Source organism: Mycolicibacterium sp. XJ2546 (assembly GCF_053483195.1).
The window spans coordinates 631152-656283 of record NZ_JBEFRW010000001.1; the positions used below are offsets into that span (position 1 = coordinate 631152).

21 protein-coding genes are annotated in these 25132 nt (G+C 66.1%); 18 read left to right on the forward strand and 3 right to left on the reverse strand.

The features are described from left to right. The first annotated feature begins 18 nt into the window (after nt 1-18). Genes ABQE44_RS03120 through ABQE44_RS03140 form a run of 5 tightly spaced genes read left to right on the forward strand, consistent with a single transcriptional unit; the run spans nt 19 to nt 4652 of the window. Nucleotides 19-228 carry a hypothetical protein gene (locus ABQE44_RS03120; protein WP_448428210.1) on the forward strand — a complete coding sequence of 70 codons (210 nt, stop codon included), beginning with the start codon at nt 19-21 and terminating at the stop codon, nt 226-228. After that, nucleotides 228-1829 carry a class I adenylate-forming enzyme family protein gene (locus tag ABQE44_RS03125; protein WP_448428212.1) on the forward strand — a complete coding sequence of 534 codons (1602 nt, stop codon included), beginning with the start codon at nt 228-230 and terminating at the stop codon, nt 1827-1829. The genes ABQE44_RS03120 and ABQE44_RS03125 overlap by 1 nt, the downstream gene beginning before the upstream one ends. After that, complete coding sequence (locus ABQE44_RS03130) at nt 1826-2593, forward strand: SDR family NAD(P)-dependent oxidoreductase (RefSeq protein ID WP_448393346.1); 768 nt, start codon at nt 1826-1828, stop codon at nt 2591-2593. The genes ABQE44_RS03125 and ABQE44_RS03130 overlap by 4 nt, the downstream gene beginning before the upstream one ends. A gap of 15 nt (nt 2594-2608) precedes the next feature. After that, nucleotides 2609-3391: an enoyl-CoA hydratase/isomerase family protein gene (locus ABQE44_RS03135; RefSeq protein WP_448428214.1), complete on the forward strand. Its 783-nt coding sequence runs from the start codon at nt 2609-2611 to the stop codon at nt 3389-3391. Nucleotides 3392-3395: 4 nt separating this feature from the next. Continuing rightward, entirely contained in the window at nt 3396-4652 is a 1257-nt protein-coding gene (locus ABQE44_RS03140; protein ID WP_448428216.1) for a thiolase family protein, read from the forward strand. 1 nt (nt 4653) lies between these two features. On the opposite strand, the gene ABQE44_RS03145 is transcribed toward ABQE44_RS03140, so the two are convergent. Next, on the reverse strand, nt 4654-5898 hold the full coding sequence (locus tag ABQE44_RS03145; RefSeq protein WP_448428218.1) for a PucR family transcriptional regulator: 1245 nt from the start codon (nt 5896-5898) through the stop codon (nt 4654-4656). A 204-nt stretch (nt 5899-6102) separates the two neighbouring features. Between ABQE44_RS03145 and ABQE44_RS03150 the strand changes: the two genes are divergently transcribed. From ABQE44_RS03150 to ABQE44_RS03170, 5 genes are read left to right on the forward strand one after another with little or no spacing between them, the layout of a single operon-like run. Further along, on the forward strand, nt 6103-7944 hold the full coding sequence (locus ABQE44_RS03150; RefSeq protein WP_448428220.1) for a hydantoinase/oxoprolinase family protein: 1842 nt from the start codon (nt 6103-6105) through the stop codon (nt 7942-7944). Beyond that, the gene (locus ABQE44_RS03155; protein ID WP_448393351.1) at nt 7941-8273 is read left to right on the forward strand and encodes an acetone carboxylase subunit gamma; all 333 of its coding nucleotides are present in this window, start codon (nt 7941-7943) and stop codon (nt 8271-8273) included. Before ABQE44_RS03150 ends, ABQE44_RS03155 begins: the two co-directional genes overlap by 4 nt. An 8-nt stretch (nt 8274-8281) precedes the next feature. Further along, nucleotides 8282-10417 (forward strand): hydantoinase/oxoprolinase family protein, encoded by a 2136-nt coding sequence (locus ABQE44_RS03160; RefSeq protein ID WP_448393352.1) that lies wholly within the window; start codon nt 8282-8284, stop codon nt 10415-10417. Beyond that, entirely contained in the window at nt 10414-12570 is a 2157-nt protein-coding gene (locus ABQE44_RS03165) for a hydantoinase B/oxoprolinase family protein (protein WP_448393353.1), read from the forward strand. Before ABQE44_RS03160 ends, ABQE44_RS03165 begins: the two co-directional genes overlap by 4 nt. Then, nucleotides 12567-13334 (forward strand): hypothetical protein, encoded by a 768-nt coding sequence (locus ABQE44_RS03170; RefSeq protein ID WP_448393354.1) that lies wholly within the window; start codon nt 12567-12569, stop codon nt 13332-13334. Before ABQE44_RS03165 ends, ABQE44_RS03170 begins: the two co-directional genes overlap by 4 nt. On the opposite strand, the gene ABQE44_RS03175 is transcribed toward ABQE44_RS03170, so the two are convergent. Continuing rightward, nucleotides 13321-14292: an AraC-like ligand-binding domain-containing protein gene (locus tag ABQE44_RS03175; protein ID WP_448393355.1), complete on the reverse strand. Its 972-nt coding sequence runs from the start codon at nt 14290-14292 to the stop codon at nt 13321-13323. The genes ABQE44_RS03170 and ABQE44_RS03175 overlap by 14 nt on opposite strands. A 242-nt stretch (nt 14293-14534) precedes the next feature. Between ABQE44_RS03175 and ABQE44_RS03180 the strand changes: the two genes are divergently transcribed. Genes ABQE44_RS03180 through ABQE44_RS03200 form a run of 5 tightly spaced genes read left to right on the forward strand, consistent with a single transcriptional unit; the run spans nt 14535 to nt 19669 of the window. After that, nucleotides 14535-16127, forward strand: a complete 1593-nt coding sequence (locus ABQE44_RS03180; RefSeq protein WP_448393356.1) for a class I adenylate-forming enzyme family protein — start codon at nt 14535-14537, stop codon at nt 16125-16127. Further along, nucleotides 16124-17314 carry a lipid-transfer protein gene (locus ABQE44_RS03185; protein ID WP_448393357.1) on the forward strand — a complete coding sequence of 397 codons (1191 nt, stop codon included), beginning with the start codon at nt 16124-16126 and terminating at the stop codon, nt 17312-17314. Before ABQE44_RS03180 ends, ABQE44_RS03185 begins: the two co-directional genes overlap by 4 nt. Then, nucleotides 17314-18093: a crotonase/enoyl-CoA hydratase family protein gene (locus tag ABQE44_RS03190; protein WP_448393358.1), complete on the forward strand. Its 780-nt coding sequence runs from the start codon at nt 17314-17316 to the stop codon at nt 18091-18093. Before ABQE44_RS03185 ends, ABQE44_RS03190 begins: the two co-directional genes overlap by 1 nt. 2 nt (nt 18094-18095) lie before the next feature. Further along, nucleotides 18096-18890 (forward strand): SDR family NAD(P)-dependent oxidoreductase, encoded by a 795-nt coding sequence (locus ABQE44_RS03195; RefSeq protein WP_448393359.1) that lies wholly within the window; start codon nt 18096-18098, stop codon nt 18888-18890. Further along, entirely contained in the window at nt 18884-19669 is a 786-nt protein-coding gene (locus ABQE44_RS03200; protein ID WP_448428310.1) for an SDR family oxidoreductase, read from the forward strand. The genes ABQE44_RS03195 and ABQE44_RS03200 overlap by 7 nt, the downstream gene beginning before the upstream one ends. 5 nt (nt 19670-19674) lie before the next feature. Here the strand turns inward: ABQE44_RS03200 and ABQE44_RS03205 are convergent, their stop codons facing one another. Beyond that, a complete protein-coding gene (locus ABQE44_RS03205) occupies nt 19675-21294 on the reverse strand; it encodes an AMP-binding protein (RefSeq protein WP_448428312.1) in 1620 nt (539 codons plus the stop codon). 849 nt (nt 21295-22143) lie between these two features. Here ABQE44_RS03205 and ABQE44_RS03210 point away from each other — a divergent pair. From ABQE44_RS03210 to ABQE44_RS03220, 3 genes are read left to right on the forward strand one after another with little or no spacing between them, the layout of a single operon-like run. Continuing rightward, nucleotides 22144-22857 (forward strand): MlaE family ABC transporter permease, encoded by a 714-nt coding sequence (locus ABQE44_RS03210; protein ID WP_448428314.1) that lies wholly within the window; start codon nt 22144-22146, stop codon nt 22855-22857. Beyond that, on the forward strand, nt 22854-23708 hold the full coding sequence (locus ABQE44_RS03215; RefSeq protein ID WP_448393362.1) for an ABC transporter permease: 855 nt from the start codon (nt 22854-22856) through the stop codon (nt 23706-23708). Before ABQE44_RS03210 ends, ABQE44_RS03215 begins: the two co-directional genes overlap by 4 nt. 3 nt (nt 23709-23711) lie before the next feature. Beyond that, nucleotides 23712-25121: an MCE family protein gene (locus ABQE44_RS03220; RefSeq protein ID WP_448393363.1), complete on the forward strand. Its 1410-nt coding sequence runs from the start codon at nt 23712-23714 to the stop codon at nt 25119-25121. Nucleotides 25122-25132: the final 11 nt, after the last annotated feature.

Here is a 25132-nt window from a genome sequence, read left to right on the forward strand (position 1 = left end):
CTATCTGGAGGAGTACCCGTGAAGATCTTCCCTCAGCCAACAGAGCTGTTCATCAGCGAGCCGACCGAGGAGGTTGACGATGGCTGTGAGCGCTGCGGTGTCCAGGCGCTGGCCCGCTACCGCGTGGTCGACTACCGCGGTTGGCTGCGTGTCGTCAAATGCCGGTCGTGCCTGCACACCGCGGATGAGGAGCGGATTGAATCCCCGGTGCTTTCCGGAGACCTGTAGTGGACACGCCGATAGGAGAGTTCGACATCCTCGACTCCGTGCTGAGTGCGGTCGTCGAACGGTGGGCCGCCCACGATCCCGATCGGGTGTGCATCGTGCAGGACGACGGGATCAAGGTCACCTATCGTGAGCTCGACCAGCGCGCGTCGGCTGTCGCCGCCGCGTTGCGGGACCGTGGGGTGGAGGCCGGCGACCGGGTGATGACGTTGGTTCCCAACGATGTTCGGTCCGTCTACCTGATGTTGGGCCTCAACAAGATCGGTGCCATCGAGGTGCCGATCAACCCGGGCCTGGTGGGTGCGAGCCTGCGCCACGTGTTGCAGGACGCCGCACCAAAGGCGGCCGTGATCGACAGCGGACACCGTCAAGTCATCGAGGAGGCGCTGCCCGAAGGCGTCTGCCGGCTGATCGTCGAGGTGATACCGGAACGCGGCGCGCCGGCCACCGGCCAAGAAGTGCTGGACACGTTCATCGCCAGCACCGGTGCGCCAGTGAAGACTTCCGCACTCGGCCCGGACACCGCATCGATCATGTACACCTCGGGCACCACCGGCCTGCCCAAGGGTGCGGTGCTGCCGCATAACGCCACCGTGCACATGGGTGCGCGCACCGGGCGGGCGCTGGGGCTGAACCCGGATGACACCCTGATCACCGTGCTGCCGCTGTTCCATGGCGGGGGCAAGTACATGAACGTGGGCGCGTGCCTGATGGCGGGCACTCGACTGGTGCTGGTTCGCAAGTTCAGCGCGAGCAAGTTCTGGGAACAGGCGCGTCACCACCGGGTGACGGTGGCCCACATGGTGGTGTCGATGGCGCACTTTCTACTGGCCCAACCGGAGTCGCCCGCGGACCGAACCAACGAAATCACCCGTGCGTTGATCGTCCCTGCTCCACAGGCGCTGATCTCGACCTTCGCGCAGCGGTTCGACATCCCGATCTTCGAGATGTATGGCGCCACCGAGATCAACATCCCGATCCTGAACTCGGCCGATGACACCGCTCCGGTCGGCTCGTGCGGGCGACCGGTCGAGCCCTACCGGGTGCACGTCGTCGACGAGTACGACCGCGCGCTGCCACCCGGCGAAGTGGGCGAACTCTGCATCAGCTGCGAGGAGCCGTGGGCGATGACCACCGGCTACTGGAATCAGCCCGAGGAGACGCTGAATGTCATGCGTAACTTCTGGTTCCACACCGGTGACGCCGGCCGGATCGACGGGGACGGCTACGTCTACTACGTCGACCGGCTCAAGGAGATGATCCGCCGCCGCGGCGAGAACATCTCACCGCGCATCGTCGAGGACGCGATCAACACGATCGACGGTGTGGTGGAGTGCGGTGCCTACCCGGTGCCGTCGGAGTTCGGCGAAGACGAGATCGCTGTTGCAGTCGTCGCGGAACCGGGCCGTACGCCCAGCCTCGACGACATCGCTGCGGTGTGCACAGAAGCGTTGCCGCGGTTCGCGATACCGCGCTACATCCGATTTGTCGACGAACTACCCAAGACCGAAACCGCCAAGGTCCAAAAGTTCAAGCTCAAGCAGCAGGGCCTGGCCAACGCGGTGGAACTGCCGCAACTCACCAATCAAGGAGCACGACGATGAAATTGGAAGGCCGCTGCGCCATCGTGACCGGCGCCGCATCCGGCATGGGCCGGGCCACCGCACAAACCCTGCATAAGGCAGGCGCCAACGTGGTGATGCTCGACGTTGCCGAGGAGTTACTGCAGCAGGCAGCCGCCGAACTGGGTGACGGCGCGATTGCGGTGCGCACCGATGTCAGCGACGCCGAACAGGTCGAGACTGCGGTGCGACTGGCCACCGAGCGGTTCGGCACCGTGCACGCCGCGGCCAACTGTGCCGGTATCCCGTCGGCGATGAAAACGGTGTCCAAGGGTGTCCCGCACAGCCTCGAGGTGTGGCAGCGCGTGATCGACGTCAACCTGACCGGGGTGTTCAACGTGATCCGGCTCGCCGCGGCGCAGATGGTGACGAACGAACCGGACCCGGAAACAACCGAACGTGGGGTCCTGGTCAACATAGCGTCCGGGGCCGCCTGGGACGGCACACGTGGCACCGTGGCTTACGCCGCCAGCAAGGCCGGCGTCGTCGGAATGTCGATGCCGATCGCCCGCGATCTCGCTAACGACGGAATACGCTGTGTCTCAGTCGTTCCCGGAGTCTTCGAGACCGGTATGGCTGGTGAGGTGTCAGAGGCGGTGCTTGCGTCTCTGCAGGATTCGGTGTTGTTTCCGAAGCGGATGGGTGACCCACCCGAGATCGGGCGGCTGATCGAGCACATCATCACCAATTCCTACTTCAACGCCACCTGCATCAGCTTGGATGCCGGACTGCGCGCCCGCCACTAGGAGCACATCGACCTCATGCCAACCATTTTGGAAACGTATCGTGACGGCCGGGTGGAGTGGCTGTGCCTCAACCGGCCCGACGTCCTCAACGCATTCGACAGGAACCTGCTTGTCGCACTGCGTGATGCGCTGCTGAAGGCGACCGCCGATCCCGATGTGCGCGTGATAGCGCTGACCGGCGCCGGGCGGGCGTTCAGCGCCGGTGGCGACCTCAAGCTCGTGCTGGCTGAGATGGGCCAAAGCATCGAAGGCCCGAATGCGCCAGCATCGAGCGTGGAGACGTTCTCCGCGCTGCGTAAGTGCCCCAAACCGGTGATCGCCGCGGTCAACGGCCCCGCCGTCGCCGGCGGGTTCGAGCTGCTGCTGTTCTGTGATGTGCTCTTCGCCGCGGAAAGCGCCACGTTCGCCGACGGACACGCCAAGTACGGGCTGCTTCCCGGTGGGGGCGGGGCGGCGGTCTTGCCCCGCCGCATCGGTGCGCAGCGCGCCAAAGCCCTGTTGTTCAGCGGTGAACCGATCTCGGCGGCGACGGCGCGCGATTGGGGCCTGGTCTACGAGGTGGTTCCCGACGACCAGTTGAGGACCACGGTCGAACAATACTGCGCGAAGCTTGCCGCCAAGAGTCCGCTGGTCCTCAGCGCGATGAAAGAGGTAGCCAACGCCGCTTTGGATCGCGACGAGGAGATGGGATTGCGCGAGGAGATGCGGGTCCTGCAGAACCACATGCAGAGCAAGGATTTCCAAGAAGGGCTGACCGCATTCATCGAGAAGCGCGAACCCGTATTCGAAGGACGATAGCGAGATGAACACCTACATACTCGGGGTCTACGCGACGAGCGTCGGCAAGTTCCCCGACAAAAGCCCCAAGGATCTCACCCGTGAGGCCTACCTCGGCGTGCTCGCCGACGCCCAGCTGGAGAACACCGACGTGATCGGTGCGGCGTGGTTCTCGAACATGCTGATGGAAAACCAGGGACAGCCGTATCTGAAGGGCCAGTTGTGCTTCACCCCGCTGGTCAATGACGGCTTGGCCCCGCGCGGTATGCCCATCACGAACGTCGAAGGCGGTTGCGCCGCAGGCTCGCAGGCCTTCAACAATGCAGTCAGAGAGGTGCAGTCAGGGCACAGCGAGGTGGCGCTGGCCATCGGAGTAGAGAAGATGTTCGACCCGGACAACCCCCGGGCGGCGCTACGCGGGATGGAGGGCGCGCTGGACTGGCTGGAACCGCAGTCGTGGCGTGACCTCTACCAACGCACCGCCGCGGCCAACGGTATGACGTTCGAGACCGCTCCGGAGCGGAGTCTGGCGATGGACCTCTACGGGATGTGGGCTCATACCCACATGCGGGCGTATGGGACCACGGCGGAGCAACTCGCCGTCGCGGCGGCCAAGAACCACACCAACTCCGTGCACAACCCGCGCGCCCAGTACCAATTCCCGCTGACGGTGCAACAGGTGCTCGAGGACCGGATGGTCAGCGACCCGCTGACTAGGGCAATGTGCGCGCCCGTCGGTGACGGTGCCGCCGCCGCGCTGGTCTGCTCGCAATCCTATCTCGACAGCTGCCCGGCCGAGGTGCGCGAACGGGCTATCCGAGTGCGGGCCAGCGAGGTCGCGTGCGGGGTGTTCGACACCTCCTGGGAAGACGAGCGCGCACCGGTGATAGCTGGGCGCCGTGCCTTTCGCAACGCCGGTCTGACTCCAGCTGACATCGATTTGGTCGAGTTGCACGATGCGAGTTCGTTCGCCGAAATCCATATCCTCGAGGATCTCGGCTTCTGCGAACGTGGCAAGGGTGGCGAGTTCACCGCCTCTGGTGCCACCGCGGTCGGTGGCGAGCTTCCGGTTAACGCGTCGGGAGGGTTGGTTTCGCGCGGGCATCCGATCGGGGCGACCGGGCTGATGATGCTCAATGAGATCACCATCCAACTGCGTGGTGAAGCGGGCGGTAACGCCGTGGCCAACCCCCGCTACGGCCTCGCGGAAAACGGCGGCGGGGTTATCGGCAACGACAATGCGGTCTGCGCGGTGACCATCCTGGAGGCTCCGGGCGCCTAGCTCACATCGCGCGGACGAGGGGGGCGAGTTCGACCGCCATCCGGAGGTTCAGGCTGCTCGAGGCGATCGGCCGGCCGAGGTGCTCCTCGATCCGTTCCAGGCGTTTGATCACCGTGTTCGGATGCACGTACATCCGGCGCGCCGTGCGGGTGGGGCTGGCCAACTCGTCGAGATAGATCTGCAAGGTTTCCAGCAGTCGGCAAGTGGCTTCGTCGGTGGCCACGAGCCGGCCGAGTTCGCGATCGACCAGGGCGCGGGCTGCGGCGAGATCACGTGTGGCCAAGGCGAGATGGGCGACGTCCTCGAATAACACAACACCGTTGCGCGACGTGGCGCCGGCGACGCGGTGGCCTTCCAGCGCTTCGGCCCGGGTCTGGCGGAAGCCGGACAGGCCTTCGTGCGGAGCGCCCATGCACAGTAGAACCGAGTCGGGTACCGCCAGGTCCTTCAGCGCCTCGCGCCAGTTGTCCCGTAGCGGACTGAACCAGCCGTAGCAGCCGTCCGGCTCCCGCATCGCCAGGTGATGCCGGGCGCCGAGGCGCGCGCCGAGGCGCGACAGCGTGGTGCCCAACCGGTCGGCCAGCTCATGATGACCCTCGAACGTTGCGACGTAAGCGATCTGCGTGGTGTTGAACTCGTGGCGTAGCAAGAGCTCGGCCTCGGCCTGTTCGAGTTCGCCGGCCAGCACCCGGGTGACCACCTCATGGCGGGCGGCCGCGTTGCGCATCTGATGGAGCGAGCGCGCCGCCTGGTAGGCGCGTGCGGTCTGGGTACCGACGGAATTGAAGTACTCGAACAGTCGTGCCGACGCGAATTCGAGTAGTTCTCCGCGATGCTCTGGCCGCACCCCGTGGTCCGGGCTGCGCAACGCCGTCAGCAACTGACCCCAGAGGTGGGCATGCATTTTGTCGAAGGACCTCAACAGCACCGACAGCGCAGGGGTTTCGTCACGGGCGAGTCGACGCGTGTAGTCGTCGAACACGGCGGGCAGAATCACCTGGGTCATCTCATCCGGCCTGCCCAGCACTTGACGCACGGTATCCACATGCGCGCCGATGGCCTCGCGGACATGGACTTCCGGACGGTGCGGGGCGAATGCGAGTTCGGGCAGTTCGCCCAGCACCTCTGTGGTGAGCTGATCGAGGATGGTGTCGTGTTCGCCGGTCATCCAGACGGACAGCCATCTCCACGGCTGTGACGACGCATCGTCTCGACACGCCCCCGGGGTGATGGTGGGAGTGCTCATTGCGCCGACGCTAGGAGGACCGCGTCCGGTCGCGCTTTCTGCGGAGCGCACGAAACCGCTCCCCGAGCGCACGGCGTTCGGTGCCTGCCCGGCCATTGGTCGCTGACACCACTCGACTGTGGCCGGGTACGACATTGTCGCTGCCCAGACCGGCCGCGAAGGTGGACCTCACGAACACCGCGACGATCCAGCGAAAGGGTCGCAATGGCAACAACGACGATCAGTATCGACACCGGTGGAACATTCACCGACGGGTTCGTCATCCACGACGGCCGGGTCCACACGGTGAAGACGTTGACCACTCCACACGACCTGCTGGTGTGTTTCCGGGCGGTCCTCGAAGCCGCGGCCGAATCGGTCGGTGTCAGCGTTGCGGAGATGCTGCGCACCACCGACGTGGTGCGGTACGCGACCACCGTAGGCACCAATCAGGTCCTCGAACGGACCGGGCCCCGGCTCGGCCTGTTGACCGCGCAGCCAGCCGAAACTTCCGCGGGAGTCGGCGTTTTCGTCGAACCGGAGATGGTGGCCGAGTTGGCATGCGGAGCCGATGACGAAACCACGGTGCTCCCGCCGATCAGGGATCTGCTGCATCGCGGGGCGCGCGGTCTGGTGGTGGCCATCCATGACAGCACCGATGACGACGCCGCGGCCGAACGGGTCGCCGAAATCTTCTTGCAGAACTATCCGCGGCACTGTCTCGACGCGGTGCCACTGTTGACTGCCGGCGCGGTGGCGGCGGATTCCGATGCGGCCCGCCGGACCGCGACCGCGCTGTTCAACGCCTACGTCCATCCGTCGGCGGCCGACTTCCTCTACCGCGCCGAGGACCACTTGAGGTCGCTGGGCTACCGCAGGCCGCTACTGATCGTGCACAACGACGGCGGCGCGGCCCGAGTGGCCCGCACCGTCGCGGCCAAAACCTACAACTCGGGTCCGATGGCAGGGCTGCTCGGCGCCCGCGAAATCGCCCGCGACTACGGCATCGATTCGCTGGTCACCGTCGACATGGGTGGGACGAGCCTGGACGTTGGCGTCGTCAGTGACGGCGTGGTGCGGATGCTCGACCACGGTCTGGTCGCCGGCGTCGAGGTATCCCTGTCCCTGCCGCAGCTGGAACCCTTTGGCGCCGGGGGCGGTTCGATCGCTTGGCTGGATGGCGACGAGGTGCGCGTCGGGCCGCGCAGCGCCGGAGCATATCCCGGGCCGGCCTGCTTCGGCCTGGGCGGCACGGAACCGACAGTTACCGATGCGGACGCGGTACTGGGAATCCTGCGGCCCGAGGCATTCCTGGGTGGCTCGATGCCGCTGGACGTGGCGGCGGCGCAGCGCGCCTATCAGGGGCTCGCGGAAGCGCTCGGACTTGGCGTCAGTGAAACCGCCGCCCGTGTCCGGGCCGCCCTGCATCGCCAGACCGGTCGGCAGTTGGCAGCGCAGCTCAGCGCCTGGGGCATCGACCCGGCCGAGTCGACCATGCTGGCCTTCGGCGGCAACGGCCCGACGCACTGTGTGGCGATCGCCCAGGCGGCGGGTATCCGGGACGTACTGGTGATGCCGTACGCACCGGTGTTCTCGGCGTACGGCGCGTCCACCGTCGACATCGTGCACCGCCACGAAGCGCCCGCACCCGGTGTCGGCGAACCCGATCCGCAGCCGCGACTGCGCGATGCGGTCTTGCGCGATATGCGGGGCGAAGGCTACAGCGCCGAAGTCGTCCAGATCGAGACGGCACAGTGCCTTCGCGACGGACTCAGCTACGTCACCGTCGAGGGACGTTATCCGTTGCCGCGGGCCCAATCGGCCGCAGTCGCCGGCGGTGCCGATGTCGCCGCCCGGTCGGTAGAGGTGTTCTGGGACGAGCACGGCCTTCTGCCCACCGCGATCATCGACCAGAAGCACACTTCACCGGAGTACGAGCTGGCTGGACCGGCACTGATCGACGGTGTCGCGTCGACCTGTGTCGTGCCACCCGGTTGGACCTTGACGATCGATGACCGCGGCGCATTCCGGTTGCGCCCCAACGGCGCCGGGAAGGACCAAGCATGACCAGCACCATCACGATCACCGAATACCTCGGCATCGATCCGAGAACCCGGCGTTGGGTGTGCCTGCGCTGCGCACACGACATCGGGCCGGCCGACTCCGACTACAAGCGCGGTCTGCTGCTCTACGACCGCGATCCGCGCGACATCTACCCCGCGGGTCTGCCCGGCGATCGCGGCTACCACCCGGATCCTCAGTGGTGCCGCATCGTCGAGTACTACTGCCCGGGCTGTGCCAGTCAGGTGGAGACCGAGTACCTGCCGCCAGGACATCCGCTGACGCGCGATATGGACATCGACGTCGATGCGCTGATCGCCGGCGACGAGGCATAGGAGAGCACATGGAGATCAACGTCGATATCGGTGGCACCTTCACCGACTGTGTGGCCACCGGCGAATGGCCCGGCGGCCCGCGCACGGCCAAGGCGCTCACCACCCATCACGACCTCGCGCTCGGCTTCTTCCGAGCGATCGAATCCATCGCTTCGACAGCAGGTCTCGATGTCGACGAGATGCTTTCGCAGACCGACACCATCCGGTATGCCACCACCTTGGGCACCAACGCGCTGATCGAACGCAACGGTCCACGCCTGGGCTTGTTGACCACCGCGGGCCATGAACACACCGTGCCGATCGGCCGCTGCCGGCAATGGGCCGACGGCCTGCCTGTCCAGGTCACCCGCGACCTGCCGCGGGCCCGGCGCCCCGAACCGCTCATCGAGCCCGAACAGATCGCGGTGCTCAAGGAACGCGTCGACGTCAACGGCCGGATACTCATTCCGTTGCGCGACAGTGAAGTCGCCGACCGGGTACAAGACCTCGTCGACGCGGGTGTACGCGGCTTCGTGGTGTCACTGCTGAACTCGCATATCAACCCCGATCACGAACTGCGCGTTCGCGAGATCATCGAAAGAGATTACCCGACAACCTATCTGGGTCGTTTCCCGGTGATCCTCACCCACGAGATATCGCGCCGGTCCGGCGAGTATGCCCGCACCATGACCGCGACAATCAACGCCTATCTGCACCGGTTCACCGCCGACCGGCTGTCGCACCTGCGCGACGAGTTGCGCCGCCGCGGCTACCGCGGCGGGCTGCTGCTGGTGCACAACAGCGGTGGGATGGGCACGCTGGCCGCGACGACCCCGATCCACACCGTGCACGCCGGCCCGGTGTCGGGGCTCTACGGATCGCGGCACGTCGCCGCCGCACACGGCTTCGACAAGGTGGTGACCACCGATATGGGCGGCACCTCGTTCGACGTCGGCACCGTGGTCGCCGGATCGGTGCGCTTCTACGATTTCAACCCCGTCATCGACCGGTGGCGGGTGCAGGTGCCGATGATGGACATCTCGGCGATCGGCGCCGGCGGCGGGTCGATCGCCCGGTTGGACGCGGTGGCCGGAATCGTGGTCGGTCCGGAGTCGGCGGGGTCGGATCCCGGCCCGGCCTGCTACGGGCAGGGCGGCACCGAGCCCACCGTCACCGACGCCGACCTGGTGCTGGGTTACCTCGACCCGAAGCGGTACCACGGTGGCGAACTCCCGTTGGACCTGCGCCGCGCCGAGCGAGCCATCGAACGGCGGATCGCCAAACCGCTGGGCATTCCGGTGACCGAAGCGGCCCTGCGCATCCGCCGGGTGGTGGACGAGACGATGGGCTCGGAACTGTTCAAATCGATCACCGTCAAGGGCTACGACCCGCGCGAGTTCACCGTGTTCTCGTTCGGCGGCGGCGGACCGCTGCACGCCTGCGGCTACGCCGGCTCGCTGAACGCCAACGAGGTCGTGGTGCCCCCGCACAGCGAGGTGTTCTCGGCCACCGGCGCCGCCGGGCTCGAGCGGCTGCACATCTACGAGCAGTCGGTCTGGCAGGTGCTGTTCAACCCGTTGATCAAGCAGGTGCTGACCGACTACACCGAATTCAATTCGATCATCGAAGAGTTCGAGAACAAGGCCTATCAGGACTTCGCCGGGCAGGGTTTCCGTCCCGACGACGTGGAGACCGCCGTCGAACTGGACATGCGTTCCACCGGCCAGCTCTTCGTCATCACGATCGCCAGCCCAGTCAAGCGGTTGCGCACCGAGGCCGACGTCGCCGCGGTGATCCGGGCCTATTTCGACGAGTACGGCGACCGGTTCGGCGACCTGGCGCTCACCCGGGAAGTCGGCGTGTCGATCGACGCAATCCGGTTGCGGGCATGGATCCCTCGCGCGGCACCCGAACCCGAGAAGCGAGTCACCACCGGCAGCACGTCGGGCGTGACGGCGGCGTGGACCGGATCGCGATCCTGCGTGTGGCGAGGGGGACCGGCGGAAACCGACATCTACGACTACGGCGCGCTGCAGCCGGGCCACCGGGTCAGCGGCCCCGCGGTCATCGAATCCGCCGACACCACAATCCTCGTCGAACCCGGTTGGACCGGCGAGATGGACGATTACGGCTTCTTCCGGATGCGACAGGAGAACACCCGATGAGCACGATGGATTCCGCCGTGAACGGCGAAATGGATTCCGCGGAGGCGCAGGAGTTCCTCTCCGACCTGATCAGCAACCAGCCGGTGATGTACGGACCCGACGCGGGTCTCACCGCCGAATACCGGTTGCGTGAGCGCACCGCACGCGAGGACGCGGCCATCCGGTCGATCACCGACCCCACCGACATCACCGTGGGGCTGAGCCGCATCGAAGCGGTGCTCGAGTCCGCGATGGAGATGCTGGAACAGATCTGCGCCTCGCCCGCCGCCAAGTACGGCGACCTGATCGTCGGAATCTACACTCGCGAGGGCGAGTTTGCAGTGGCCAGTTCCGGGGGCGTAAACATGTTCTCGGCGACTACGTCGCCGGTGCCGAAGTTCATCAACCGGTATTGGGCCGACGAGTCCACCGTCGGCATCGCCGAGGGTGACGTGTTCTACCACAACGACGCCAACTACGGCGGCACCCACAACCCCGACCACACCCTGCTGATCCCGTTGTACTGGCAAGGCGAGCACATCGCCTGGGTCGGCGCGATCGTGCACGAGGGTGAGAACGGCGCGGCCGTCGATCCGGGCGGCTTCGCGCTGCGCGCGACCACGAAATACGGCGAAGGGGTACGGATCCCGCCGATGAAGGTCGGCGAGAACTACACGTTCCGACGTGACCTGATCAACCTGTTTCAAAATCAGGTTCGCGATCCGCTGTTGTGGCTCACCGACTTCCGATCGAAACTGGCGACCGTGCGGATGGTCGAGCAACGCATGCACGACTTCATGGCCGAACGATCGGCTGACCTGTTGATCGCCACCATGCGCACGGTGCTGGAATCGACCGAGGCCGAAGTCCGGCGTCGGATCTCGGCTTGGCCCGACGGTATCTACCGTGGCAACCAGTTCGCGGACACCACGCTGCTGGAAGAGCGGTTGTTCAAGCTCACCGTCGAGTTGGAGAAGCGCGGTGACCGGCTCACCGTGCGCACCAAAGGCTCCTCGCCCTCGATCGACCGCGCGCTCAACGCGCAGGCCCATTTCACCCGGGCCATGGTTGGCAACCTATTCATGAACTTTCTGTTCGCGGACCTGCCCCGAACGGCCGGTTTCATCTCCGCACTCGATTTCGAGTTGGAGCCGGGTTCCATCGTCACCGCCGAGGCCGAGCAGCCGACCTCGCTGTCGTTGATGACGATGTTCTGTTTCAGCGCTGCACTGCACTCGGCGGTCACCAAGGCGCTGTTCGCCAATCCGGGCAGCGTCCGGCCGATGGCGCCGTGGTACGCCATGATCCCGACCCTGCAGTATGGCGGGCTCACCCAACACGCACAGCTCACCGCGAACGTGTCCACCGAGATGAACGCGGCCGGCGGCGGCGCCCGGTTCGACGAGGACGGTGAGCACGCGGCGGGCCCGGTGTTCGCGCCGGTTTCGGACTGGGGTGAGATCGAGTTGCGCGAGAACGAGATTCCGGTGCTGGGCATGTGGCGGCGCATTCCGCCGGACAACCACGGCTTCGGTAAGTACCGCGGCGGGTCATCGGTGGAATGGGCCTACATGCTCTACGGCAGTCAGATGTTCGCCTTCGGGATCACCAGCATGGGCGGAAAGTTCCCAGTGACCAGTGGGATGTTCGGCGGCTATGCCGGTCCGTGTATCCCGCTGGTCCGGGTGCGGCCCGAGGGCGGAGTGAACGCGGTCCTGCAATGGCTGGCGGACGGCGCGGACGGGTTGACCTACGACGCGCGCAGCATCATGCGGGACCAACCACTGGCTGGGACCTATGAGGTGAGCAACCCGGTGCAGGCCGCCGATCCCATTGTGGAAGGCGACATCTGGATTCAGCGGGTCGGCGGCGGCGCCGGTTACGGCGACCCGCTGGAACGCGAACCCGCCGAGGTGTGCAAGGATCTGCGGCGCGGGCTGATCAGCGAGGAGGTGGCGCACAATGTCTACCGGGTCGCCGCAGATGATCGCGGTGAGCTCGATGTGGAGCGTACCCGCGAGGCGCGCGCACAGGCCCGGCAGGATCGGCTTGACCGGGGGATGAGCTACGACGCCTTCGTCGCACAGTGGCGCGCTGACGATCCGCCCGCACACCTGGGCTATCTGGGATCGTGGGACTGGTCCGACGACGCGGACCGAGCAGCGGGCCGATGACGCACGGCCCCAACGCGTTCGCGCCGGTGCTCGACCGGGTGGCGGCCCGGATCGCCGGGGTCGATCCCTGCTGGAGATCCGACCCGACGCGTTGGGCCTACTGCCTGCGCGAGGCCGTCGCATTGGTGCGGCCGGACTGGGTGATCACCCACTTCGATCCGCACGCCGAGGCCGACGCGGTGACCGCCTCGGTGACGCAGACCACCGAGGTGGTCGACGTCGAGTTGGCCCGGACTCCAATTCTGGCTGCGGCACTGGAGCTGACCACGGTGCTGGCCGGCTTGTATCCCGCACAGCCGGTGGCAGCCTCGGTCACCGGACCCGGCCTATTGAGTCGTTTTCTGGCGGAACGTTTTTCGACTCCCGACGAGGACTTTGCGGATCTGATCGCCGATGTGGGCGACCTAATCGGTGTGCTCGTCGGCAGCTATGTGGCCGCTGGCGCCGACCGCATCCTGGTGTGGGAGCCGGCCGACGATTGTCACGGCGATCTGGTGGACGCGCATGCACCGCTGGTGAGACGGCTCGACACGATGGGCGTACCGGCCGTGTTGTGCGGCGCGCAGCGGCTCGACGGACTCGGCTACGCCGACCACGTGGTGCCGGGAAGGGGCCTGGCGGCGGCCGCCGACTTCGGCACCGTGCCGTTCGACCAGCTGTGGCCGGCCCTTGTCGGCGGACACGACGGACCGATCGTCTCCGACGGACCCATCCCCGGCGACGCCGATTTGAGCCTGCTCGCGGCCGCGGCTAACCGCCGCTGAGCGTTGCGCGCCGGGTTTCTTCGCGTAACTGCCGGGGGCTGCGCCCGTAGCGCTCGCGAAACGCCGTGCTGAACGCGCTCGGGGTGGCGAACCCCAACTCGGTCGCCAGCTCGCTGATGGAATAGGGCGAGCCAGGAGCCACCACTCCCGCGTACGCCGCGCTGAGCCGTTCGTCCTTGATCAGCTTGTTCGGTGTCGTCCCAGCATGTTTGAGCGCAAGCTGTACTTGACGAGGAGACCAGCCGAGGCCCGCGGCGATGTGATGGACCGACAAGTTGCGGTCGCCCAGATTCTGTTGAATGTACGCCCGGGCCGCACGCGCCACTTGGCTGAGCCGGCCCGGCGCGGCATCGGCGGCGACGCGTTCCTGAGTCAGGGTGAACAGATCGATGAGGCGATCGGCCACCGCGTCGAATTCGTGGGCGGCCAGCGCATCGGATTCGCGGATCAGGCTGGTGAGTAGCGCGTGTACCGAGCTGCCCAGTCCGGTGCGTAGATCGATGGGTTCAGCCGGTGCGCCGACGTCGCACAATCGCCGAGCGATCATTTCCGAATCGAGTGCCAGCGCGAGGATCTCGGCGCCCGGGCCGTGGCTGAGCGTCATCGGCCGCGCCATCGAGATCGGATAGGCCTGGCCGGCGTGGACCACCACAGTTTTCTCGTCGTGGGTCACCGTCAGTGAACCGCTACGGGGCACCATCAACCGGGCGCTGAGGTCGCGGTCCGTGGCGATGTGGCGCGATGTGCGTCGATAACTCGTAGCGTCGCATCGCCACGAAACGTACTGGAATCGGCTGGTGCGCGCCCGTACCGCCGAGCCGGTCACCCACTTCGGTTCGAAGCTGCAGTCGAACTCGGATTCGTAGGTCATCAGCAGCTCAGTCCACAGCGCGCGCCCCTCGGCGGGGTCGAGGCCGCAGGTGGTCACCCGCTCGATCTCGACGGTGTTCATCACCATGACCGGTACCTCACATCACGTGGTCCCTGCAGCTTTGCTGGACGGTGCTCATGGTAGCCGCCACGACGAGAAGCTATGACCGCGGTCACACGACACGGTGGCGCGGTAGATCGCGGGCCGCGTCGATGTGTCCGTTGGCCACCGGCTGGTGGCACCTCGTCCCATTGTTGGCCCGGTACCGCGCTCATAGCGTCGAAATCGACCCGAAAACCGGGTCTGTCAGCGCATAGAGAGGGGCAGCGATGGATCTGGCAACGCTGATCCGGCGTGGAGCAGAGCGATTCCCCGGCAATCCTCTGCTGCTCTGCGACCAACAGACGCAGACCTACGCCGACTGCTACCAGCGGGCCTGCCGACTGGCGCAGGCCCTGGCCGGGCTCGGGCTAAAGCCCGGCGACCGGGTGGCGACGCTCGCAGACAACTCGCCCGAGGCGCTCGAATTGATTTTCGGTATCGCGCTGGGCGGGTTCGTCCGAGCCTCGCTCTACACCCACAACACCCCCGAGATCAACGCCGAGCTGTTGACCGCGATCGGCGCCTCGGCGCTGATCGTCCAGCACGAGCACCATGCGACGATTGCACCGCACCTCGCTCGGGTGCGGGAGCTGTCACATGTGTTGATCTGCGACGGTTCCGCCGGGGGCGCCGCCCTGGACTACGCCGACGTGTTGGCAGCCGCCTCTGCGCAGGATCCGCACCTCGACATTGCGTCCGACCGGCCGCAAACCATCCGCTTCTCCGCTGGTACCACCGGACGCCCCAAGGCCGTCTTCCACGACGTGGCAGGCTGGACGGCCGTCGGCACCGAAACCGCACGGGTGCTACCTACTTTCACCCCTGACGACCGCTATCTGGCGGCTGGGCCGCTCTCCCACGCGAGCCTCATGCCGATGCCCGCCTTCGTCAGTACCGGCGGATCGATCGCGCTGATGCGCAGCTTCGACGCGGGCGCATACCTGGCAAACATCGCTGACCTGGGGTGCACCTTCAGCTTCGGTGTGCCCACCATGATCCATGCGGCCGCAACCCACCCCGCAGCGGCGACCACCGATCTGAGCACCCTCCGCTGCATCGCTTACGGCGGATCGCCGATCACTCCCGAGACCATGCGGCTGGCACGCAAAGCGTTCGGCGATGTGCTGCTGCAAATCTACGGGCAGAGCGAAGGCGCGCCGCTGGCAGTCCTGGGTCCGACCGACCACATCGCGGAGGGCGGCAAGTGGCTGCGTTCCGCGGGTAGGCCCGTTACCGGGTCGCAACTGCTGATCGTCGATGAGGACGGCCGGGAACTGCCCCGCGGCGAGGTCGGCGAGATCGCGTCTCGGACTCCCACCGCTTTCGCCGGTGTGTGGGGTGACGACGAAGCGACCAAGGCCCGTTTCCTGGCGAATGGCGCCGTACTTACCAGAGACATGGGCTATTTGGACGACGACGGCTATCTGTTCCTTACTGGCCGCAAGGAAGACCTGATCATCTCGGGTGGCTTCAACATCTGGCCCACCGAACTCGAGTTGGCGCTCACGGCGCACCCCGCCGTGGCGGAGGCGGCCGTTGTCGGAATCCCGCATGACCGGTGGGGTGAGACCCCGTTGGCGCTGATCGTGCCCACCGCGGGCGCAGCCGCCGTCACCGGACAGGAGCTCGTGGACTGGACTCGCGAGAAGCTCGGTCCGGTCAAGAAACTCGGCGCGGTCATGTTCGGTGAGCAGCTGCCGCGATCGCCGATGGGCAAGGTGCTGCGAAGCCGGATACGCGATCAACACAACGAGGACCCCAGCGGCACTTGGTTTTCCACGTCCACCAAATCGACGAGAACAGGAATGGCAACGCGATGAGAACCGCCCATGTCATCGGCGTCGGGATGACGCCGTTCACCAAGCCCGGCGCATCTCCGGCCGATTACCCTGATCTGGCCGGCGCGGCGATCAACGCGGCGCTGCTCGACTCCGGGCTTGAGTATTCGCATGTCGAGCAGGCGCTGGTCGGCTATGTGCATGCCGACTCGACAGCCGGCCAGCGCGCGCTCTACGACATCGGCAGAACCGGAATTCCGGTGCTGAACGTCAACAACAACTGCGCCAGCGGATCCTCGGCGCTGTTCGGCGCCCGCCAACTGGTCGAAGGTGGAATTGCCGAATGCGTACTGGCGGTGGGCTTCGAGAAGATGAGGCCGGGCTCTCTCGGAACGATGGCCTATCCCGACGTGGCCAGCCCTGTGCAGCCCTTTCTCGACGCGGCCGCAGGCCATCGCCCGGCCAGCGGTGCGCCTCCCATGCTGGAGTTGTTCCGCAACGCCGGGCTGGAACACCGGGAGAAGTTCGGCACCACTGCCGAGCAGTTCGGCAAGGTCGCCGAGAAGAACCATCGGCACTCGGCGAACAACGAACGGGCGCAGTTCCGTTCGGTGTACACACTCGACGAGATCATGGCCTCGACGCAGGTGTGTGAGATGCTGACCAAACTGCAGTGCTCGCCGACCTCCGACGGGTCGGCCGCCGCGATCGTGGCCTCCGAGGACTTCGTGGCCAAACACGGGCTCGAGGGCCAGGCAGTACACATCGTCGGACAAGCGATGACCACCGACACTGCGGCCACTTTCGAATCCGGCAGTTCGTTCGACGTCGTGGGGCGCGACGCCTCGCGCCGGGCCGCCACCGCGGTGTACGACCGAACCGGTTTGGGCCCGGCCGATATCGATGTCATCGAGTTGCACGACTGCTTCTCGATCAACGAGATATTGCTCTACGAAGCTTTGGGGTTGTGCGCCGAAGGCGAGGGCGGCCGACTGATCGACGACGGTGACACCACCTACGGCGGCCGCTGGGTGGTCAACCCCTCGGGCGGGCTGATCTCCAAAGGGCACCCGCTCGGCGCGACCGGGCTAGCTCAGTGCGCCGAGCTCGTCTGGCAGGTGCGCGGCGAGGCTGGCGACCGGCAGGTCGACGGTGCGCGTACCGCACTGTCGCACAACCACGGCCTGGGCAGCGCCTGCGTTGTGACGATGTATCGGCGGGTCGCCTGATGTCCGAGCCGAGCACTTCTGAACTGGTCCTCTTCGATCGGGTTGGGCACGTCGCGGTGCTGACCATAAACCGGCCGCAGCGTCGTAACTCCTTCGACCTGCCGACCGCGGAGGCGATGGAGGCCGCCGTCGACCACTTCGAGGCGGATCCCGATCTACGGGTGGCCGTCCTCACCGGCGCGGACGGGGTCTTCTCGGCAGGTCAGGACATGAAAGCCGCCGCCCGCGGCGAGATCGCCAGGACCGAACGGCGCGGCGGTTGCGGCATCATGCTCGACCCCCCGACGAAGCCGATGATCGCGGCGGTCGAGGGGCACGCCCTCGGCGGCGGCCTGGAACTGTGTCTGGCCTGCGATCTGATCGTGGCGGCGAAAGACGCGCGGATGGGGCTGCCAGAGGCGTCACGAGCGGTGCCGGCGATGGGCGGTGGCCTATTCCGGCTGCCGAGGCGCATTCCGTACCACCGGGCAATGGAGCTGGCGCTCACTGGAAAACCGTTGATGGCCACGGACTTCCACGCGCTGGGGCTGGTCAACCGACTGGCCGAGCCGGGGCAGAGCCTCGCCGTCGCGCTGGAGCTTGCCGAGGAGATCGCCGCCAACGGACCGGTGGCCGTGCGGGCCAGCACGGCCGTCATCCGCCGCTCCCAGGAATGGGAGGACCGGGCGAGTTGGGATCTGCAAGTCCCGTTGCTCGAACCCGTACTCGAGTCCGAGGACTTCAAGGAGGGGTTGGCGGCATTCGCGGAGAAGAGAGCACCGAAATGGAAAGGCCGCTGAGGATGAGTGAGGGCATGGACATGGCCGGCCGAATCGCCGTGGTCACCGGCGCCGGTCAAGGAGTCGGGTATCGCATCGTGCACGACCTGGCACGTTTGGGTGCCGGTGGAGTTGCTGTCAACGATATCGACGCCGACCGGGCTGAGCGCGTTGCCAAGGAGATTCGCGAAACGGGGGTGCCCGCTATAGCGGCTCCGGCTGACGTCGGCGACTTCGATGAAGTGGGCGAAATGTTCGGAACAATCGAACGCGAACTGGGGCCGGTCGGGATCCTGGTCAACAACGCAGGCAATCAGGGCGGCGGCGGTACGCCACCCCCTGCCATGCCGTTCTGGGAACAGTCGCCCGCGCAGTGGGACAAATCGATCCGGGTCAACCTCGGTGGGGTGTTCAACTGTGCGCGTCATGCGATCGAACAAATGGTGCGCGCCGGTAACGGTGGCCGCATCGTCACCGTCATCTCCGATGCCGGGCGCATGGGTGAGGGTAACGGGCTGGAGGCCTACTCCGGGGCGAAGGCCGGCGCGGCCGGGTTGACCCGTGCGCTGGCCCGGATCGGTGGACGCTACCTGATCACCGCGAACTCGGTGGCCCTCGGCGCCACCTACACCCCGGCGACCGCCGATATGCTCGCCGACGAGCGGGTGCAGCGAAAAGTGCTTGAACAGTACATGATCCGACGTATCGGCGATCCTGCTGACGGGTCGGCGATGATCTGCTTCCTGGCATCAGAGGCAGCGGGTTGGGTCACCGGGCAGACGGTGGGCGTCAACGGTGGCTATTCGGTGACATTGTGACCGCCGGGTTGTTCTCGGTCGCCGGTAAGAACGCCGTCGTCACCGGCGGTTCATCGGGGCTGGGTGAGATGATCGCCACCGGCCTGGTCGAGGCGGGCGCACGGGTGGTGATCGCCTCCCGGCGTGCGGCCGCCGGGCAGGCGGTAGCCGAGCGACTCGCCCAGCGGGGCGACTGCCTCTCGGTTGTCGCCGACGTCGGTGCGCCCGACGGCAGTGCCGCTATTGCGCACGCAGTGGCGACGGAGTTCGGCGGCCGGCTCGACCTGCTGGTCAACAATGCGGGTGCGACGTGGGGCGCACCGCTGGACGACTTTCCCGATGACGCGTGGCACAAGCTCACCAACGTCAACCTGATCGGCCTGTTTCGTTTGACGACAACGCTGTTGGGCCCATTGCGGCAGGCGGCGTCGGCCGACGACCCGGCGCGTGTTGTCAACATCGGTTCATTGGCCGGGCATCGGGTGACCGCGGTGGAGAACTATCCGTACAGCGCGACAAAGGCCGCAGTCCACATGTTGACCCGCCACCTCGCGGGACGGCTCGCCGGCGAGCACGTCACTGTCAATGCGATCGCCCCGGGCTACTTTCCGAGCCGGATGAGCGCATTCGCACTCGACGACGAGGCGACGCGGGCGGAACTGCTCTCGACGGTGCCGCTGGGCCGCACCGGAACGCCCGAGGACATCGTCGGCGCCGTGCTGTTCCTCGCGTCGCGCGCGGGGGCGTATCTCACCGGGAGTGTGCTCGAGGTCGACGGCGGGGCCGCCAGTGCGGGGTGAGCGCGCTAGGTGTTGTCGCTGAATTGCTGTCGGAGCCGAAATCGCTGCACCTTGCCGCTGGGTGTCCTGGGTAGCTCGGCTGTGAAGTGAACGCGGCGCGGATACGCGTGCGCGGAAAGGCCTTCCTTCACCATGTGCTGCAGCTCTTCGACGAGGGAATCCTCGGGTGACACGCCGGGAGCGAGGACGACGATCGCGATGAGCACCTCGCCGCGCAACTCGTCGGGCACGCCGATGACTGCGGCGTCGACGACTGCGGGGTGCTTGGTGAGCACGGATTCGACCTCGAACGGGCCGATGCGGTAGCCCGCCATGAGAATAAGGTCGTCCTCGCGTGACGCGAACCTGAAATGGCCGTCGACGTCGCGGGATACGACGTCACCGGTGAGGTACCAGCGCCCGTCGCCGCTGAATCGAGCGGCGCTCTTTTCGGGGGCGTCGCGATAGCCGCGGAATGTCATCAGTGGACTTCTGGTGATGTCGACGGCGAGCCGACCTGGCTCGTCGACGTCGGCGATCTCATCTGCTTCAGTCCGCAGCACCTCCAGGGCGAAACCCGGTAGGGCCGGGCCCATGGAACCGGATTTTGCCGCCGCCACCAGCTCAGGGTGCCAGGCGTTTGCGGCGATCATGCCGGTCTCCGTCTGGCCGTAGTGGTCCCGGATTTCAAGACCCAACGCCTGGCTGGCCCAATCGATCACTGATGGAGTGAGCGGTTCACCGGCGGACGAAAGATGCCGCAGCGCAAGATCGTTTGGTACCGGCGCACTGCGCAGCGCACGGTACACCGTCGGCGCGGCGGCGAAGTTGGTCACTCCGAAGCGCTGCAGAACCGACCAGGTGAGCTGCGCGTCGAAGGAAGCGCACAGCATCAGACTTCGGCGGCCGGACGCCAAGGGGCTGATGATTGCGTAGTAGAGCCCGTACGCCCACCCCGGGTCGGCGGCGTTCCAAAACACATCTTCGTCGGTGTGATCAAGCGCGAACTCGTTATAGGAGACCATCGCGGCCACCGCGCCCAGCGGTATGGGTACCGCCTTCGGTGTGCCGGTCGTACCGGAGGTGAACAACTCGACCAGGGTGCCCGTACCACCGCAAGCCACTGGATCAGCAAGCGGCGCAGAAGACTCCACCAGCTGGTGGAACGACAGGTCGTCGCCGGTGGCGGTGCCGGTGGTGATGATTCCCCAGTCACGTTCGGCCGGCAGGTCGGCACCTGGATCGAGCTTCGGCCGCTGGGCGGCGTCGGTGATGACGAACTTGGTGCCGTTGCCGGCTACCCGCACCGCTATTGCAGCCGGAGCGAAAGCGGTGAACAGCGGCACCTGCACGGCGCCCAAGCGCCAAAGCGCCAGCATCGAGACCACTAATTCCATCGACTTGCCCATCAACGTGGCGATCCGGTCTCCGGGGACCACTCCTTGAGCTGCAAGGCCGGAAGCCAACTGCTCGGAACGACGGCGCAGTTCGCCGAAGGTTATATCCAGACTGGACAGGTCCGTTTCGATGAGCGTGAAGGCCACCGCCTCAGGCGGATGACGGTCACACAGCAGATAAGCGGCGCACGCTCCGGCGCTGGCGTATTCGTTGCGGAGTTGCTGTATTCGCCCGTTGACGTTCGGCATTGCGATACCTCCATCGCGTCGGTTCGGGCGCCTTGGGACCGGCGCCGAAGTGTGGTCAATGTGGCGGCACAGCCCACTCAACAGTGTCCGGGCACTCCATTTCCGGTCTCGGCGCGAGGGACAAAGCTGGAAGCCGACACGCATCGCCGGCCAGGAGGGCCTCGATATCGATGAAACGGGACTGGGCATGGACCACCTCGTAACGCCGATCGACTCCTCGATTGTGGCGCGCCTGCGCCCGACCATCATAACTATACTAACGGATAAGGAAATGTTCGCATCGGGTCGCCGGAGCGTCGGCCGAACTCGAACCGTCACCCCCTCGATCCCGCCGGTCGCACCTTGCACACTCCGTGGCACCGGGCAACCGGATGAAGACGCGGCAAGACGGTGCCTTCTCCGCCTAATGGTATTCACTGCACCGTTTTACGACGTTGTCGTCTGCCACTGTGGCAGCGCGTCGACCCGTGCTGTGTGGCCTGAAACCCGTTATGGATGCGGCCCGCCTGGCCCTTGACAGGCGGCAATGGGGACGGTTAGCGTCCCCGAATAACTTTACTAGGTAGTAAGGCTTAATGAAAGGCAGCTCGGATGGCCGGACGCGAGGTGGCAACCCATGCACGCCGGCGAACCCTTGACTTCATTCGCGAGAGCGGCCTACGTTCGTGCCGACGACTTTACCGGCTGGCCGGTAAAGTCCTGGAAAGGACGGAATGTGCAGGCTGAGCTGAAGCGGGGCGTCGAGGGCGGTCTCAGCCGCGATCTTCGAGCATCCGGTCCGAGGGGGAACGGGCTGTGAGCGTGACGCAGGCCGCCACCAAGCCGGTGCGAGCGCTGGGCGACTTCTTCATGATGTCGTTTGACACCTTCATCTTGATGTTCAAGCCGCCATTCGCGTGGCGCGAGTTTCTGACCCAGAGTTGGTTCGTGGCACGGGTTTCCATCGTTCCGACGGTCATGCTCGCCATCCCGTTCACCGTGCTCACCGTGTTCACCCTGAACATCCTGTTCGTCGAGATCGGTGCGGCCGACTTCTCCGGCACCGGCGCCGCGCTCGGTGCAGTCACCCAAATCGGGCCGATCGTGACCGTCCTGGTGATCGCCGGCGCCGGTGCCACCGCGATGTGTGCGGACCTGGGGTCGAGGACCATCCGTGAAGAGATAGACGCGATGCGGGTGCTGGGAATCAACCCCGTGCAGGCGCTGGTAGTGCCGAGAGTGCTGGCCGCAACGCTGGTTTCGCTGCTGCTGGCCTCGGTGGTCACCATCGTGGGCATCGTCGGCGGCTTCTTCTTCTCGGTCTATGTCCAACACGTCACGCCCGGCGCGTTCGCGGCGGGCTTGACGCTGTTGGTCGGCATGCCGGAAGTCATCGTGTCCCTGGTCAAGGCCTCGATTTTCGGGCTGGCAGCTGCATTGATCGCCTGCTACAAGGGTATTTCGGTCGGTGGCGGTCCAGCCGGTGTGGGCAATGCCGTCAACGAGACGGTGGTGTATTCGTTCATGTCGTTGTTCGTAATCAACGTGGTCGCCACTGCCGTCGCGGTGAAGGTGACGCTGTGACCCTCAATGTCGCGAGCTCGCAGTTCCCCAGGATCCGGCGCAGCTGGTCCGGATGGGTCGAGGGATGGCGACGCCTGGGCCGACAGACCCAGTTCTACGGCCTGACGCTCAAGGGCCTCGGGGACGCGCTGGTGCGCTACAAAGTCGAATCGCTGCGGCTCATCTCGCAAATGAGCCTCGGGCTCGGCGCGCTGGCCATCATCGGCGGCACCCTCGTCATCGTCGGATTCCTGACGCTGTCGGCCGGAGCCTGGATCGCCGTGCAGGCCTACAACCAGCTCGCCGATGTCGGCGTGGAGGCGCTGGCCGGCTTCACCTCCGCCTTCCTCAATGTCCGCATCACCTCGCCGCTGGTCGCCGGCATCGGGCTGGCCGCGACCGTCGGCGCGGGCACCACCGCCCAACTGGGGGCGATGCGGATCAACGAAGAGATCGATGCGCTCGAGGTCATGGGCATCCGGTCCATCGCGTACCTGGCCTCGACCCGGGTGCTGGCCGGTGTCATCGTGGTGATCCCGTTGTACTGCATCGCGGTTCAGGTGGCCTTCGTGGCCGCCCGGATCGGCACCACCTTCTTCTACGGCCAGTCGACCGGTGTCTACGACCACTACTTCAATACGTTCCTCAACCCCGTCGATGTGATTTGGTCGTTCCTGCAAGCTATTTCGATGGCGATCGTGGTGATGCTCGTGCACACCTACTACGGCTTCACCGCGTCGGGTGGCCCGGCCGGCGTGGGAGAGGCCGTCGGCCGCGCGGTGCGGGCATCGCTGGTGGTGTCGTCATTTGTGACCTTGCTCGTCTCACTGGCCATCTACGGCCAGTCCGGCAACTTCAACCTCTCGGGCTAGCAGATGGATTCGATACGGCAGGACAAAGGGATCGACCCGGCGTGGTGGACGCTGGTGCTGTTCGTCGTCATCATCGCGATGGTCCTGGGTGCCTGGGGGTTGTTCACCCGCTCGTTCAAGCCCACGCTGAGTGTCACCGTCACCTCCGAGCGCGCCGGCCTGGTGATGGAATCGGGTGCCAAGGTGAAGATGCACGGCGTAGCGATCGGACGTGTCAGTGCCGTCGAGGGCGGCAAAGATCCGGTGCGCCTCAAGCTGGATATCGACCCGAAGCAAGCCCAGTTCATCCCTGCCAACGTCTTTGCGGAGATCAAGGCGACCACCGCATTTGGTGCGAAGTACGTCGATCTGGTTTCGCCGGCCATGCCCGCTTCACAGCAACTCAAGGCCGGGGCGGTGATCCAGTCGCACAACGTCAGTACCGAGGTCAACACGGTATTTCAGAACCTGACCGACGTCCTGCGACAGATTGATCCGGTCAAACTCAACGGCGTGCTCTCCGCGGTGGCGGAGGGATTACGGGGCGAGGGTGACGCCATCGGGCGGGCCACCACCGACGCCAATGCGGTTCTGCTGGCGCTGAACCCCCGCAGTGAAACCATCCGCGAAGACTGGCAGGCGTTACAGGGCTTCAGCGACACCTACAGCGCCGCGGCCCAAGACATCCTGGACACCCTCGACGCCGCGACCACTACCGGTGCCACCATCACCGCCCATGCCGACGAACTCGACGCGTTGCTCGTGAGCGTCGTCGGAATGTCGCGCAGCGGCACGGACCTCATCGGTCCCAATAAGGACAACCTCGTCGACGCGGTCAACAAACTCGAGCCGACGACACGGCTGTTAATGAAGTACAACCCGCAGTTCACCTGCATGCTGGTGGGTGGCCACTGGTTCCTGGAGAACGGCGGCTACGACGTCACCGGCGGCGTCAACGGCAAGTCCATCACCACCGACGTCGCGCTGCTCCTCGGCGACGACCAGTACCGCTATCCGCAGAACCTACCCATCGTCGGCGCCAAAGGCGGTCCGGGCGGCCAACCCGGGTGCGGCTCGCTACCCGTCGTCGACGACAACTTCCCCCTCCGCCAGCTGATCACCAACACCGGCTGGGGCACCGGACTGGATATCCGTCCCAACCCGGGAATCGGATTCCCCGGCTACGCCAACTATTTCCCGTCCACCCGAGCGGTTCCAGAACCACCGAGCATTCGCAACCTCGGACCGCCGGCACCCGGGCCGATCCCGTATCCCGGCGCGCCGGCGTACGGCGCGGCGCTCTACGCGCCGGACGGGACGCCGCTGTGGCCGGGCCTGCCGCCGGCACCGCCGCCCGGCCAACCTCGGGAACCGGGGCCGCCACCGCCGGGCAGTGAGCCGTTGCACCCGTCGACGCATGGAACGGCGCCGTAGTGAAGGGAGGC